This window comes from Pontibacter aquaedesilientis (genome assembly GCF_014773225.1).
GTDB lineage: Bacteria > Bacteroidota > Bacteroidia > Cytophagales > Hymenobacteraceae > Pontibacter > Pontibacter aquaedesilientis.
Genome location: NZ_JACXAJ010000004.1, coordinates 260,809 through 275,379 on the forward strand (window position 1 = coordinate 260,809; position 14,571 = coordinate 275,379).

General features: G+C 49.2%; 12 protein-coding genes. 8 read left to right on the forward strand and 4 right to left on the reverse strand.

Features of this window, described 5'->3' with window-relative positions:
- Window positions 1-24: 24 nt before the first annotated feature.
- On the reverse strand, window positions 25-1,308 hold the full coding sequence (locus tag H9Q13_RS11225) for a serine hydrolase (protein ID WP_224744234.1): 1,284 nt from the start codon (window positions 1,306-1,308) through the stop codon (window positions 25-27).
- Window positions 1,309-1,534: 226 nt separating this feature from the next.
- On the opposite strand from H9Q13_RS11225, the gene H9Q13_RS11230 reads away from it, so the two are divergent.
- The 8 genes from H9Q13_RS11230 (at window position 1,535) to H9Q13_RS11265 (ending at window position 8,509) form a co-directional block, all read left to right on the forward strand.
- Window positions 1,535-2,284 carry a DUF6794 domain-containing protein gene (locus H9Q13_RS11230; protein ID WP_191183889.1) on the forward strand — a complete coding sequence of 250 codons (750 nt, stop codon included), beginning with the start codon at window positions 1,535-1,537 and terminating at the stop codon, window positions 2,282-2,284.
- 129 nt (window positions 2,285-2,413) lie between these two features.
- Complete coding sequence (locus tag H9Q13_RS11235) at window positions 2,414-3,139, forward strand: CPBP family intramembrane glutamic endopeptidase (RefSeq protein WP_191183890.1); 726 nt, start codon at window positions 2,414-2,416, stop codon at window positions 3,137-3,139.
- Window positions 3,129-3,659 (forward strand): GNAT family N-acetyltransferase, encoded by a 531-nt coding sequence (locus tag H9Q13_RS11240; RefSeq protein WP_191183891.1) that lies wholly within the window; start codon window positions 3,129-3,131, stop codon window positions 3,657-3,659. The genes H9Q13_RS11235 and H9Q13_RS11240 overlap by 11 nt, the downstream gene beginning before the upstream one ends.
- A 75-nt stretch (window positions 3,660-3,734) precedes the next feature.
- The gene (locus H9Q13_RS11245; RefSeq protein ID WP_191183892.1) at window positions 3,735-4,349 is read left to right on the forward strand and encodes a carboxypeptidase-like regulatory domain-containing protein; all 615 of its coding nucleotides are present in this window, start codon (window positions 3,735-3,737) and stop codon (window positions 4,347-4,349) included.
- A gap of 100 nt (window positions 4,350-4,449) precedes the next feature.
- A complete protein-coding gene (locus H9Q13_RS11250) occupies window positions 4,450-4,701 on the forward strand; it encodes a hypothetical protein (protein ID WP_224744235.1) in 252 nt (83 codons plus the stop codon).
- Between the two features lie 187 nt (window positions 4,702-4,888).
- Complete coding sequence (locus H9Q13_RS11255) at window positions 4,889-5,584, forward strand: hypothetical protein (protein WP_191183893.1); 696 nt, start codon at window positions 4,889-4,891, stop codon at window positions 5,582-5,584.
- 424 nt (window positions 5,585-6,008) lie between these two features.
- Window positions 6,009-6,641, forward strand: a complete 633-nt coding sequence (locus tag H9Q13_RS11260; protein WP_191183894.1) for a hypothetical protein — start codon at window positions 6,009-6,011, stop codon at window positions 6,639-6,641.
- Window positions 6,642-6,865: 224 nt separating this feature from the next.
- Window positions 6,866-8,509 (forward strand): M28 family peptidase, encoded by a 1,644-nt coding sequence (locus tag H9Q13_RS11265; RefSeq protein ID WP_191183895.1) that lies wholly within the window; start codon window positions 6,866-6,868, stop codon window positions 8,507-8,509.
- Window positions 8,510-8,603: 94 nt separating this feature from the next.
- Here H9Q13_RS11265 and glgP read toward each other — a convergent pair whose 3' ends face one another.
- From glgP to H9Q13_RS11280, 3 genes are all read right to left on the reverse strand, one after another.
- On the reverse strand, window positions 8,604-10,250 hold the full coding sequence (gene glgP / locus H9Q13_RS11270; RefSeq protein ID WP_191183896.1) for an alpha-glucan family phosphorylase: 1,647 nt from the start codon (window positions 10,248-10,250) through the stop codon (window positions 8,604-8,606).
- A gap of 340 nt (window positions 10,251-10,590) precedes the next feature.
- On the reverse strand, window positions 10,591-13,332 hold the full coding sequence (locus H9Q13_RS11275) for a S8/S53 family peptidase (protein WP_191183897.1): 2,742 nt from the start codon (window positions 13,330-13,332) through the stop codon (window positions 10,591-10,593).
- A gap of 341 nt (window positions 13,333-13,673) precedes the next feature.
- Window positions 13,674-14,543, reverse strand: coding sequence for a pirin family protein (locus H9Q13_RS11280; RefSeq protein ID WP_191183898.1), 870 nt, complete (start codon window positions 14,541-14,543; stop codon window positions 13,674-13,676).
- Window positions 14,544-14,571 lie beyond the last annotated feature (28 nt).

A 14,571-nucleotide genomic window follows, 5' to 3' on the forward strand; every position in this document is an offset into this window, starting at 1 on the left:
ATCAGACAGCAAGGTATAGGTCGATTAATACTTTATTCTGAACTTGTCGAGATTGGGTAGGTGCTTTCTTTTTCGCTTCAGTTCGTGCTCGTAAATGGTCCGGCCCAGGTTCTTCATGAAGGGGTACCCTACGGTATCGTAATCATATTTGCCATCGTTGAATATTTCGTCTTCGTTTGCCAGGATGACGGCCGTGACTAGGAACTCTACGTTCTTGTCGAAATCCACGATGTAGGCATTGTCGATCAGGAAGCCGTAAGCGTTGCCGACTTTGTTAAAAATCCGGATGTTGTCAGGTATAGACTTTTCGGATTTGCCATACATCAGGAACTTCACGTACCCGTCTGGGTACTCCTGCGGGTCGTAGCTTGGGTAATTACTCTCGCGAGGCAGCATGCTCATGTATTTGTAAAGGAAGGCATAGTCCTCGTCTGTCAGGTTGAAACGCTGCTGAGCCGGCACCGCCTCCGGAAACAGCACACTTCGGAGTATCCCTTGCAGCGTCTCGATCGAGATATAGTTTTTGGCCCTGAAGTCCATCGGCCCGTTCACCAGTTCATCGCCTTTCATGTACCCTCTACCCAGCATGCCGTCGAACCTGGCTTGGTTAAATAAGATCGGGTTATTGACCAGAGGCTGCTCATAAATCACTTGTCCGTTTTTGTAAAACCGGAAAGGGTTGGTATGGCGGTTTTCGTCCGGGGTGAGAAAAATATCCAAACGGTGCACCAGTTGTACATCTTTAAATCCTTTCTGGTGGAGCGAGTGATTGAGTCGCTGCTGGCCCACAAACTCATAGAGCCGGTTGTAGGCGTCGTTGTCACTCACTAGCAGCACCTTTTTGATGTAATGCGCAATAGAAGCCTGCCCATCAGCCGAGGTGCTGTCGCCTGTCACCGGACTTTGGCCCGCATAGGCGCTGTCTGCCTGCAAAGGCGTGTACTTGTCTAGTCCAGGTATAGCCAGTTCGTTGAGTTTTTCGAGTGCCACAAGCGCTCCGGGGAATTTCACGGTACTGGCCGGGTAGAAATACTCCTGCGGGTTTAGGCGGTAGGTATGGGAAGTGAAGTGCGGCTGGTTGTTCTCGTCGCGGTCTATCTGCGTGTACAAGATCTGCACCCTGTACTTCTCCGGGTTGTCGAGTATAGCCTTGAAATGCGCAGGCTCTGCTTGCAGGAGTTTCTCTATCATATTCGTTTGCTTGCTTCCCCCCTGCTGACTGCCAGCACAGGATGACAGGGCGATTCCAGAGATCAACCCCAGGTATAGTGACAGTCTGCGCCGCTGTTGGTGTAACGTTCTTTTCATGTCAGGCAGGTATGGTGTGAGTGAAGTTAAGAAGCTTTTTTGGGTTTGCAAGGAGGAAATGAGGAGCAGTTTTTAAGCAATAAGTTTGAGTTAAAGATTAGATAGGAAATTGCTATATTTAGAAGAATTATGGTCTTTCAAGGCGGTAGTTGTAGTAGATATAAGGCTGATAAACGTCATAGTGACGTTTACACAGTCGTTAGGCTTTATAAACATTATGAATTAGATGTATAGAATTGTTCTTCTTGTGTTCATAATGTTTTCAGCTTTTGCGTCTAAGGCTCAAGACAAAGCAAGGTTCTTCTCGGACTCAATTAACGGTGTCTATATACCTAAGAATTTAGAAGAAAGCCTTAAGCAAATTGACACCTTCTGGAATGATTCTACAAAACAGGAAGTAGCCAAATGGACAGAAGATGAATTTATTGGAAAAGCTCATCATGGGTTTGGCACATGGATTAGAAACAACTGGGGATTATGGGGCGGTTCACGGCTCTCGGAGTACTTCCACAAAATGGGAGTAAATCACCCAGATGACATATCGGGTATAATACTTACATCCTACCATAGAAAAATAACTGGGAAGCCACTAGAAGTTCAGTCACAGATTCAACATATCAAGCAGTACTGGGAGAAGGCAGAAATGGAAGAAAAAGAGCTAAAGCAAAAAGCTTTCAAAGAATTTTTTAAGGGCGATACTGTAGAGTTCTCTTACTATTACGAGTTCATTAGCCCTGAACAAGAAGCTTCTTATATGAATGATTCATGTGAAGCTTATGGTATAGTAATCGATAAAAACGAAAAGGATTTAACCCTTCTTGTTAAGCTACTCAGAGCTTGTGACGAGAAAGGGATCGTAGTTGACAGATATGCTAGAACTGACAATTCTGGAAAGCAGGTTAGGGAAGAGCACATCGAAGTAATGCTAGAAGGAGAAAAGAAGTGGCTTGGATATAATCTGTGGCATGTTAAATAAAGAAATACATAGCCTAACCCTATGTATAGCGCATTAAAATGCACCATACATTAACCGTTATGCCTCGCCCACCAGCCGCGCTTACAATCCGCCAGCACTAAATTGAGCAATCATTAAAATTTTAAGTTTATGTTAGGAATAATAATAGCTCTGATCGTTTCCTGGATAGTACTATACCTGTTTGAGAAAGAATCCATCCTTTGCTTAGGCTTCCTACCGATCTCAAAAAGAGCGAAGCAGTTGATCATCGGATTCTGTATTACAGCAGTCCTATGCGTTTTCACTCAAATTTCCGTGATGTTACTAAAAGGCTCAAGTTTCCACTTAAGCACTAACTACAGCCTAAATTTACTCGCCAGCATGTTCTGGTGGGACCTAAGATCAGTGCTAACCGAAGAGTTGGTTTTCAGGGGAGCACTGTTATTCGTCCTGATAGAACGATTGGGGATGAAGACAGGGGTTCTGATTTCAGCAGCAGCATTCGGAATCTATCACTGGTTTTCGATGGGAGTATTCGGAAATATCTTCCCCATGATCATCGTCTTCATTGGTACCGGCCTGATGGGATATGCCTGGGCCTTAGCCTTTGCTAAAACTAATTCCATCTTTTTACCCATCGGATTGCACCTCGGATGGAATTTTACTTTCAACACCATTTTTTCGAAAGGACCGCTTGGTCAAGGCTTATTAACGGAAACAGGGGGCAGCCTCATAAGCGATTGGTTTTCTTTGATTGGACTTTGGGTCGTTCCCCTTGTTGTTCTGCTCATCATCAAATACTGGATTCCAACCGAGTTGACTGAGCAGTTAAACTTAAAAACCAACACCTCTGCCAACACATCCAATGTCCATTAATATCAGACAAGAGCAACCCACGGACTATCCCTTTGTCTTCAGCCTGATCGAAGCGGCTTTCAGGCAGGAGTCGATGAGCGACCATACGGAGCAACACCTGGTGGAGCGCCTACGGCAATCGGCTGCGTTTATACCTGAGCTCTCGCTGGTGGCTGTTGATGGGGAAAAGGTCGTGGGGCACATCCTGCTGACGAAGTTAAAAATAAAGCGTGGAGAGCAAGAGTTCGATTCGCTCTCGCTGGCCCCGGTGGCCGTGCTGCCTGCCTATCAGCACCAAGGTATAGGCGGCATGCTGATCAGAGAGGCGCATGAGATCGCCCGACAGTTAGGCCACAGGTCTGTTCTCCTCGTTGGTCACGAAAATTACTATCCTCGTTTTGGCTATAAGCGGGCTTCTTCCTTCGGTATAAATTTCCCTTTCGAGGCTCCGGATGAAAACTGTATGGCAATTGAGTTGACTGAGAACGGACTGGCCGGGGTTAGTGGCACGGTGGTTTACCCCAAAGGATTTTTCGAGTAGCGCCACCCCGCTTGCAACGCCTGTTATGGAATCTGGCTCTTACCAGTAGCGGCTATACCTGTAGCCCTCAGCTCCATGACACACAACACACTTTGTATTTTCTTATTCCTGTTATTCCTGATCAGCTGCCACAGTACAACATTAGCGCAAGGGTCTCAAGCGTCCTCCAGACAGGTGTTACAATTGTCGGGGCAGGTTGTGAGCAACGACAGTCTGTTGGGGCTGGAAGGTGTCGCAGTATATGTGTCGGGCACGACAAGGGGCACGCATACCCGCAAAAGCGGCTATTTCTCTCTGCCGGTTGTGGCAGGCGACACGGTTGTATTTGCCGCGTTGGGTCATGAAACAATATACCATAGCGTACCCGCCAGTACGACAAAAAGCAGTATTACCTTGTATGTTAAATTGAAAGAAAAGAGCAGCACACTGCCAACTGTGGATGTGATGCCTTGGGCCACCGAACATGACCTGAAGCAGGCTGTTTTAAGAACGAAACTACCTAAAGATACACAGGACCTCCTGGCACCTATTCCGCCACCAGTCGTTTATAAATCGGTTACAGATATGCCCGCCATGGATGCCGACGCCAACTTTAAACACGGTCTCCAACAGCAGAAACAATCGCGAGATGCACGCATCAGAGTACCTGACATCATAAAGATCTTCTCCATCCCGATTAAGTATTATTAGTGCTGCTTCAGCCAAAAGGAAAGTCCTCTCCTTTTGGGTAAGATTTTGCTTTCACCGATTAGGAAGGCACATAAATTCGAAGCAGCTGTATGGGCTAGATTTGAGTAAGTACACACTGTCTGTCAACGTGGCTATACCTGCCGTAGTCCATCCCAAGCCAGCCACCGATGTGAAAGCCAATGGCTATACCCTGGTGTCGCAGAGCCGCACCGTGCTGTTAGAACAGACCCAGCATGTGCTGGCCAGCATGATGGGCGACGTCCCCATCTGCAACGTCTGCGGCCACATCACCCTACGCTCGGGCACGTGCTACAAGTGTCTGAACTGTGGGAATAGTTTGGGGTGTAGTTAAGGGAGTTGAGTGGAAATGAAACAGGAGCGCCTGGGTATAGGCGCTCCTGTTTCATTTCCTCTAAACTCATATTAAATATATTAAATGTAAAATACATATTATTATAGTTACTTTTTTTAATAATATTCTTTTACTTATATATATTTAATGTTTATTATTGTAATACTACACATCATACGAAATATTTATGAAACAAATTTGCTTTACAATCATTCTCGCAACAGTACTCTTTTATCAAACGGCATTCGCTCAGGACCAACCCAGTAAGACTGTATTCAGGAATAATATCGCCATCAATACGCTTGTGGTGCTTGATGGCAATTTCTTTCCGTTCGCAGACGGGAACATGCCACTTCAGCTTATTTATAAACGGGTAAAAAATGAGAGTGAAGCCATGAGGTTAGGATTAACATTCCAAGGCAGACTTCAGAACTATAATAATCAACGCTCCTACCTTATTGCTGATTCAATTGATTACACGGTCGCGTTGCGTGCTGGCTATGAGTGGAATCGACCTATAAAAGGCAGATTTAGTGCAGTTTACGGAGTAGACCTAATCCCTTCTTTTACTAAAAAAAGCTTTGAGACGAGAACCGATGAACAAGATTTCTTTACGCACGGCTTTACTGAAAGAAAAACCTATTCTATAAAAGGAAGACCATTTGCAGGTATAAATTTTTCGATTACCGATAGGCTACAGGTTTACTTGGAAGCAGGAATTGAAGGGTGGTATTCACTTTACAATAAAAAAGATGATTTGTGGTATGTTAATAAAGAAACAGGTGCTATAGACAATCCTCCAGGCTATAACTGGTGGAAGTATCAGACAGTAGGTTTCAGGTACGTACCGGTTTCAGGTGTTTACTTTAATTATGCTTTCTAAATATTTCCAATAACTATAAACAAACTTTTATGAAAAAATTCTACTTCTTAATCCAGTTAATACTTATTACCCTATCAGTAAATGCGGCTGACATATAATTTTACAGGACAGATTGCTTAACCAGCAAGTTATTATAAAACGCAAGGAAGTACATTGCAATAGCCCACAAGAAAGGGAAGCATTTAAATGCTTCCCTTTCTTGTGGGCTATTGCATATTAAATTCATTGTAAAATATCCCACTCACCTCCAACCTAAACAGCATGGATATATTCGCACAGAACATCTGCCAAAACGAAAGCACATAAATACAATATTTCCGTACAGTTAAGGCGCAGCTATTTTTAACTTCCTGGATTATTTAAAAATGTCATACAAAAGTGGAGACGTTATTTAGTTGAATAGTATAAAAAAATGTGAAAAACTATGGGCATAAAAAAAATAGTCGATAAAGTAAAAGAAGAATTGAATGTCCTGAAAGGCGATGAGCCCAAAGACAAGATATACCAGAACGAACAGCACTACCCGGATCTTGGCAGCGCAAGGACAGCGTTTGAAGAGTCGAAAAAGAAGCTTTTCAATGTGAACCTATGGTCAAAGCTAGAGGGAATTAACTCTACTTTTGAGTTGCACGACGATCAAGGAAGGAAGACGACAGCGGAGGTTCCAGAAGTAGGGTACTATGTAAAAGTTACGCTTCCGGGGGCTGAAGTCGAAAACTGGGTGCAGGTAAGTGACATTAAACAAACCGAAAACATGGCCGAATTCACGGTTCACCCCAGTCACAAACCCAACTCTACGACCGACGAGAAGAAAGTTACGCAGCATTTTTTCACCAGCGAAGCCACCAGTACATTCCGGGTAGCGCTGCAAGGCACTTTGCTGATTGGTTCTGAGATCGGGAAGAACGAGTACATCAACAACCAGGGAGAAGAGTCGGGTGACCGCTCTATGCTGAATACCCTGATTGCCGAAGGTGGCTGGGCTGGTTTTCAGGGGCTGCAATGGGACAAACTAACCGGTTACCTCGTGAACCAGGCTGAGGCCAAAGCCGAGTAGATCAGCCATCCTTTCACAATTTAAAGTCCGACATGAAGATTCTGAGCCTGATTCTTTTCCTGATGTTTCTCACGGCACTGACCTTTGTTTTGAGAAGAATAGAACGGCGTAGAAACCGCAGAACTTGAGCCTATACCTGTCCAGGCTATACCTTACCTACAGGTATAGCTTGGGCACTATACCTGTTTTCACCTATCTTTGGTAAAACAACTAATCTGATCTGAATGAAACGCTTTCTGTTTATGGCTCTGAGCTGTGGTATTTTGCTGCAAGGAAGTGCCGCTGCCCAGTCGCTGACACTCGACAAACCCGTTGAGAAATCACTTAAAAAAGTGCAGCCAAACGATATAAAAGCCCATATTAAGTACTTGGCCGACGACCGACTGATGGGCCGTAAACCCGGCACCGAAGGCTACCAGATGGCCGTGGACTATGTGGTGGAGCATTACCGGAAGGCAGGTATAGAACCTGGCGGTGAGAACGGCACCTACCTGCAACTGGTGCGCTTACGCCAGTCGTTCCCTGGCAAAGAAGCCAGCATGGCGCTCACCGACTCGATGGGCAGCGAACTGCAGCTGACCTATAACAAAGACTTCTCCATCTATCCGCACGCCGAAGAGCCTGAAGTCACCGTGGAGGCTCCGCTGGTATTTGCAGGCTATGGCATCAGTGCGCCTGACCTGGGGTATGATGACTATGCAGGTATAGACGCTAAAGGTAAAATCGTGGTGGTGATGCGCGGTGCCCCGACCAGCTTCCCTTCTACCGTTTCGGCTTACAGTCGCGACATGATGACGGTGCTGAAGACAGCCGCAGAAAAAGGTGCTGTGGGTGTGCTCGTGGCAACCGACAATCCGAAGGCAGGCGTTGGCAATCTGCAGAACGGCACTTATAGTGTGATGGACCCGAACGGCAAAGTAGCCGTATCCCGCAACTACGTTTCCGACAAAATCCGGGTGCTGGCCAATATCAACGCCACTACATTCGAGCAGATTTTAAGCGGCACAGGTATAAACATGTCGAAAATCGGGGAACAGCTGAAGCAGGGTAAGCCCGCCTCTACCCCACTCGCCTATACCCTGCGCACCAGCTATACCTCCAACTACAAAGATTTTGAGAGCCACAACGTGGTCGGTAAAATAACAGGAGCTGACCCGCAACTGCAAAACGAATACGTCGTGCACAGCGCCCACCTCGACCACGTAGGTATAGGCAAAGCCATCAACGGCGACTCCATCTACAACGGTGCCCACGACAACGCCTCCGGTGTGGCCAGTGTGCTCGAAATCGCCAAGATCTACTCCAGACTAAATGAAAAGCCGAAGCGTTCCGTGCTGTTTGTGATGGTAACCGCCGAAGAGATGGGCCTGCTGGGCTCCGCCTATTTTGCTCGCTACCCCACCGTGCCTGTAGAGCAGATCGTGGCTAACATCAACACCGATATGCCGACCATCATCGCGCCGCTTTTGTCGGTAGTAGGTCTAGGGGCCAACCACTCGACCCTGGAAAGCGAAGTAGCCGCTGCCGCCAATTACCTGGGCCTGACAGTAGAGGAAGACCCGGAACCAGATCAGATGCGCTTTATCCGCAGCGACCAGTACAGCTTTGTGATGCAGGGTATACCTGCACTGCACATCAAGTATGGCAATAAGACCAAAGACGGCCTGAATAACCTGAACAAGCAAGTGGAGCAATGGCGTGCCGTTCACTACCACAAGCCGCAGGACAACTTCAACAACACCTTCGATTACAATGCGGGGAAAAAGTATGTGCAACTCAATTTCCTGATCAGCTACCAGGTGGCCAATGCAACGGAACGGCCAAGCTGGAAACAGGGTGATTTTTTCGGTAGCCGCTTCGGCAGATAATTGTACCCGACCATCCCATAAAAAAGACCAGTCCTGTTGCCAGGGCTGGTCTTTTTGGTTTGAGCCTTTCGTCAGAAATTCCTCGGCCCTATACCTAATACATTATCTCATAATACTGGTGCGCCATGCGGTCGGACTCAAAGAAAGGCAACACGTCGCGCATTCCTTGTTTCACAATGTTCATCCATTTCCCGCGGTCCTGGTAGTAGGTCGGGATGATCTCGTTTTCCAGAATAGCCATCAGGTTTTTGTGGTCAATCTCGTCCTGCATGGAGTCCGGCAGGTTGTTATCCACCACGGGCAGCACAAAACTGTTCTCGCCGTGGCGGGCAAACTCAGGCAACCACCCGTCCAGCACCGAAAGGTTGACAGCCCCGTTCATGGCAGCCGTCATGCCGCTGGTGCCCGAGGCCTCCCGCGGACGGCGCGGCGTGTTGAGCCATACATCGGCCCCGTGTTTCAGCTTCTTCGAAAGTCCGATCTCGTAACCTGTCAGCACGGCAAAGTTTTTACGCTGGTAAGACAGACTCACCAAGCTGTTGAACACGCTCACGGCACCTTCATCGAACGGATAGGGTTTGCCCGCCCAGATTACCTGCACCGGCTGGTCTTTGTTCGAAATCATCTCAAAGAAGCGCTCAATGTCATGCACCAACAGGTCGGCTCGTTTGTAGGCTGCAAAGCGACGGGCCCACACAACGGTCAGCACATCCTTGCGGAACAGCTTGCCGGTTTGGTCGGCCACGATTTCAAACAGTTCCTGCTTCATTTCGGCCTTGCGTTGGCTCAGCGCCTGGCTGTCATCCCGATCCAGTGCCTGGCGCATGGTGCCGTCCATCCAGAAGCGGGCGTTCTGCGCATTGGTAATAGCTTTTATTTCGCACACGTTGTCGTTCTCGTACCACATGCGGCGGGCTACCTCACCGTGCAACTGCGACACGCCATTGGCTAGCTTGGCGATGCGAAGCGCGGCAAGCGTGTAGTCAAAAAAATTGCCATGCATCCCTGTCATCCTGCGGGCTTCTTCCAAAGGCATGGAGTTGAAGAAAGACATTTTATGAAGCAAGTGGATGTCATGTACCTCATTGCCTGCTTTTTCAGGGGTGTGGGTCGTAAAGACAATGCGTTTTCTCATTTCCTCCACGCTTCCAAACTTTTCATGCAGGTGGAATGCCAGCGGCAAGGCGTGTCCCTCGTTCATGTGGTAAATATCAGCGCCACCCAGTTCCTCCACCACTTTGGCACCGGCTATACCGAGCACAATGCTTTGCGCGATGCGGGTTGAGGGCTCTTTGTCGTACAGGTGATAGGTAATGGTACGCGCCAGGTGATCGTTCTCCGGGATGTTGGTCGTGAGGAAGTACATCGGAATCGTACCGAAAATCTCAGGCCGCAGCACGAGTGCCTTCACTTTCACCGGATGCCCGTTCACCATCACGGTCACGGTTATACCTGAGTCCTCCAGGTAAGTATAGTATTTCTTCTGAAACTGCACCCGCATGGTCTGGTCGTCGTTGCGCACCTGGTCGTAGTAGCCGTACTTCCAAAGTATGCCAATGCCGATCATGTTTTGCCGCAGGTCGTGGGCGCTGCGCATGTGCGAGCCCGCCAGGAAGCCCAGTCCGCCAGAGTAAGTTTTGAGGGCCTGATGGATGCCGAACTCCATACTGAAGTAAGCCACGCGCTTCTGATACTTCTCGTTAATCTCGTAAGGATGATACCACTTGCTATATACTGTCATAGATTAAATACTAATTGTAAATGTAGAGGCAACCCCTGTTAGGTATAGCTAACTATTGTTCTGCTCACCTGTTAAGGTACCGCTCCTTCCTGCAAAGTACAACCAATCACGAAACATTCTACCATCCTTCGTGTTATCATACAAATCACAGCAATCAAAGGATTTTATCTCTTCTGTTGTACCTGCCACCCAGTTGAAGCAGAGCTGCCTCATTTAAACAGGTTTAAGTACCATATACTCGTAACATCCCCAAAGTGATACAGTTAATTTAGATTCTGACCTATAGGCATAAAAAAAGGCTCCCGCTATCGCGGGAGCCTTTCATATTAGCCAATGACAATTATTTCGTCAGCAGCATTCTGTTGGAGTATACTTTACTGCCTGCCTCCACTCTGTAGATATAAGTTCCTGACGGCAGATTTTCCGCCCGGAAGTCTACGCTGTGGTCGCCAGCCGCTTTGCTCTCCGATACCAGTGTTCGTACTTTTTTGCCCAGAACATCATATACCTCTACCAAAACTGGTCCGGCCTGCTCCACGCTGTAGCGGATGGTAGTTTTTTCTGAGAATGGGTTCGGGTAGCTGACCAATCTGCCTTCTTCTGAAATCGCCAGGTTAGAGGTACTCTCAGCGGCCAATGGCTGCTGTCCGCTGTTCCACAGGCCATGCGTACGGGTAATGATCACGGCAAAGTCTGCACGGGTCAGGTCCTGCAATGGCTTAAAGGTTGCATGCAGTACAGGCTGCAGATCGTATGGTCCCTGGGTTACGCTAAAGAAGGCATTGATTATGTTCAGCTCGAGCGCCACGCTCACGTAGCCTTCCAATCCGGCAGGTATAGTGGCTGCATCCTCTATTGGGTAGCTGGTGCCATTTAACTCCACGGTCGGTGTCTTGCCGTTGCGCTGCAGGGCGAATTCCTGTAAACCCAGCGCCTGCACCAGCGAGTACGCTACGTCAGCCCGGCTCACTTTGCCGTTAGGAGAGAATTTGCCGGAAGAGGTTGCCAGCATAATGCCATTCTGCTGATGGCCTTTATCACGCTGTGCGGCACCGCGGGCCGTTACCGACTCTGCGATCAAGTTGCGATCCTTTACATCGGTCAGGGTATAGGAGCCGTCAACCGGCAGGTATTGGCGAATCGCCTCCCCCATTACCAGGTAATCGGCCATGTCGATGCGCTTCAGCAGTTCATTTGGCTTGAAACCACCGCCGTTCAAACCATCCATCAGACGGGCGCTTACCGCCATTTTGATGGAAGCCTCGGCCGGATGACCAGCTATGTCAGCCAATCCTGTAGTTCCGGCGGCGGTCATCATGTTGATCACACCGTTTATCTGCTCCGGAAATGCCACTCCGTTCAGACCGGAGATACGCACGGTCCAGGTGCCTGCCTGCGGGGAGGCCACCGCCACCCCACGGTCGTAGCTCAGGGCAAACAGCGCCGGTATACCGGAGCGGGTTTCGGCTCCCGATGGCGAGACCAGCGATAGGCTGACAGGGTTGCCCGTCTCACCATTCAAACCTGTGGTTCTGATTTTGGCTTCGATCGATGTGGTGCCTGCTGCTACGTTGAAGGTATAGGTATTGGTAGCCGTGGTGGCTGGGTTGTAGTTGATGACGAAGTTCTCTGTCAAGGTGTTGGCATTTACTCCGCTGTTGAATACGCGGTTCATGTTCAGCGTCGAGCCGTATGGAGCGGTTGCACGGTAGGCTCTGTCTACGGCAGCAAAGGCGTTTACGTAACCGGCACCTACTTCCCACTTCTCACGGTTAGGTATGTTGGTGGCTGTCTGCTGCAGAATTGCTTTTACTTGGTAAGGGGTCAGGGTTGGGTTCGCCTCCAGCAGAAGCGCTACGATACCGGCCACGTGTGGTGCCGCCATAGACGTCCCGCTCATGTGGGTATAATATGGCACATGCGCCGGCTCCAGTTCTGCCGCGTCTTTCTGAGCCGAAAGTGAGGACACAGGCGCGATCACCCGGGCGGCAATGATATCCACACCCGGAGAGGTAACGGTAGGTCTGTCTTCCCAGGTAAAGGCCTGGCCATCGAGCGTAAAGGAGCCTCCTTTGCCTTTTATCCCTCTGGATGAGAAACTAGCTAATCTGCCGGATTTGTCGCCGGCCGCCACTGCAATTACCCAAGGGGCTTTTTTATACTGGCCGGTCATGGTGCCGGAGCCCGGGCCGGAGTTGCCTGCCGAGAACACCACCACAATGTTGCGGTCAACGCAGCGCTTGGTGGCTAGTGTGATCGGGTCGGCTGGGTTTACTTCCGTACCGGTGTCGCTGGTTGTTCCAAAAGAGTTGGTGATGACACGAATGTTGTAACGCGCCTGGTTGGTTATGGCATAGTCGAAGCCAGAGAGCACGTCCAGCAACAGCAAAGCTGCTCCTGAGCCATAGCCTACCAGCCCAGCACCTGGCGCCACGCCTTCGTACAACCCCTTCGATGCTTGTCCTGTTCCGCCTACTATACCTGCCACGTGCGTGCCATGACCACCGGTAGCATCAGTGTTCGGCACATTTTCGATAGGTGTGTAGGGCAGAATTCCAGAAATCGAATTCAAGTTAGTCGCTGCGGTCACGTTCTGCTTTAAGTTTTTGCCGAACTGCAGGTCAGGATGGGTACCATCCACGCCGCTGTCGTTCACCAGCACGCCGATGCCTTTGCCAGAAACCGGAAAACCGCCGTTACGACTGGTAAACAGCGGCTCTTTGCGCAATTTGTCAACTCCTGTGAGTGCCGTACCGGTGTTGTTCTCATACTGAAGCGATTCGTTCAGGTAGAGTGATAGCACACGGGAACTTTTGGCCAGAGCCTCCACTTGCAGCCCTGTGGCTAACACACCGGCAATCGGAAGCGATTTGAGAGTAAGGCCTTTTGTGATGCCAGCCTGGGTGAGTGCGGTGAGGTCGAGCAGCGAGGGAGCACCTTCCCCTTTAAAAGTAACGACCACCTGCACGAGTTTGGTCTTGTCGGTTATAGCAGACTGGAGTTTGCTGTCTACAAAGGCTTGCGCATAAATCTGGCTAACAGCCAACAGGCAGAAAGCAAAGACAGTTAAAATTTTTCTCATAAATCAGAATAGTTAAAGGTGTTACATAAAATTCTTAAAGGGGTAAGCAAACGTAAATAACAATTACCTGAAATGCGACGGAAAGCTCACGGCGAAATCAGGTGCTCATAATCAGAGTTGTACGAAATGATCTCCTCAAAAAAAGTAGATTATTAAGACAAAGATTGGCACCTCAAAAAGAAAAAAAGCACATTTCCGGGTAACCAATCTGCTATGAATTGTTATATTCGAAAGGTGTTATAACATTGGATTCTTGAAAAGAAATATTCCCTGAGATGCGGTAAAATCCGGGGGCGGAAAAGAGGAAGGGTATCAGCAGTTGGAGCGGGGCTGCCTTCGGGTTACTCGATCAATATACCCATTTTGCCAATCTGATAGTCACGCATGGCCTGCATGATCTCCGATTGGGTGTTCATCACAAAGGGGCCGTGCATGGCCAGCGGTTCTTCCAGCAGCTTGCCTGCCATCAGCAAAACCCGTGTGTCTTCTTTGGCCGTGAAAGTGCAGCCTTCGCCATCGCGGTTCAGAAGCACCAGGTGCAGTCCGTCCACCAGGCCAAATCCCTCCAGCGTTATCTGACCATCCAGCAGGTATAGAAAAGCGTTGTAGTCGGCAGGTATAGGTATAGCGCAGGTGCCGCCTGCCTTCAGTGTCAGCCTGATCGCCAGTATCGGGCTCGATGTCTGGATGGGGCCTTTAAGATCCCGGTATTGACCGGCCACCACGGCCAGTTGTACGCGGCCCGCGTCTTCAGTCACGGTCGGGGTATCGTTGGCCTGCAGGGGGAAGTAAGCGGGTTGGTCCATTTTGTGAGCTCTCGGCGTATTGACCCAAAGTTGTATGATCTCCTGCACGCCGCCATGCTCCTGTATATCTTGGGGTGGGCGCTCGCTGTGCACAATTCCCATACCGGCATTCATCCACTGTGTGCCTCCGGCATACACCACGCTATCGTTGCCACGCGAGTCGCGGTGGTGCACCCCACCCTGGTAAACAAAAGTAACAGGTGAAAAACCCCGATGCGGGTGCGGTCCCACCCCTGATTTATGCGGTATAGCCGTGGCTGGTATAGTGGCAAGGTGGTGATGAAGCAACAGAAAGGGGTCGTGCTGCTCCACCTGGCTGGTAGGCAGCGGCTGCCGCACCGGCAGACCGCCCATGTCTACTTCTTCGGCGTATAGAAGCCGCGCTACTGTCCGGTTGTGCTGCATTTTCGGGTTTACCAATGGATGTTTCCCT

What these genes read in the sequence shown, in the direction of transcription:
- H9Q13_RS11225 (WP_224744234.1), bottom strand. Translation starts at nt 1,308, where the DNA reads ATGAAAAGAACGTTACACCAACAGCGGCGCAGACTGTCACTATACCTG.
- H9Q13_RS11230 (WP_191183889.1), top strand. Translation starts at nt 1,535, where the DNA reads ATGTATAGAATTGTTCTTCTTGTGTTCATAATGTTTTCAGCTTTTGCG.
- H9Q13_RS11235 (WP_191183890.1), top strand. Translation starts at nt 2,414, where the DNA reads ATGTTAGGAATAATAATAGCTCTGATCGTTTCCTGGATAGTACTATAC.
- H9Q13_RS11240 (WP_191183891.1), top strand. Translation starts at nt 3,129, where the DNA reads ATGTCCATTAATATCAGACAAGAGCAACCCACGGACTATCCCTTTGTC.
- H9Q13_RS11245 (WP_191183892.1), top strand. Translation starts at nt 3,735, where the DNA reads ATGACACACAACACACTTTGTATTTTCTTATTCCTGTTATTCCTGATC.
- H9Q13_RS11255 (WP_191183893.1), top strand. Translation starts at nt 4,889, where the DNA reads ATGAAACAAATTTGCTTTACAATCATTCTCGCAACAGTACTCTTTTAT.
- H9Q13_RS11260 (WP_191183894.1), top strand. Translation starts at nt 6,009, where the DNA reads ATGGGCATAAAAAAAATAGTCGATAAAGTAAAAGAAGAATTGAATGTC.
- H9Q13_RS11265 (WP_191183895.1), top strand. Translation starts at nt 6,866, where the DNA reads ATGAAACGCTTTCTGTTTATGGCTCTGAGCTGTGGTATTTTGCTGCAA.
- glgP (WP_191183896.1), bottom strand. Translation starts at nt 10,250, where the DNA reads ATGACAGTATATAGCAAGTGGTATCATCCTTACGAGATTAACGAGAAG.
- H9Q13_RS11275 (WP_191183897.1), bottom strand. Translation starts at nt 13,332, where the DNA reads ATGAGAAAAATTTTAACTGTCTTTGCTTTCTGCCTGTTGGCTGTTAGC.
- H9Q13_RS11280 (WP_191183898.1), bottom strand. Translation starts at nt 14,543, where the DNA reads ATGCAGCACAACCGGACAGTAGCGCGGCTTCTATACGCCGAAGAAGTA.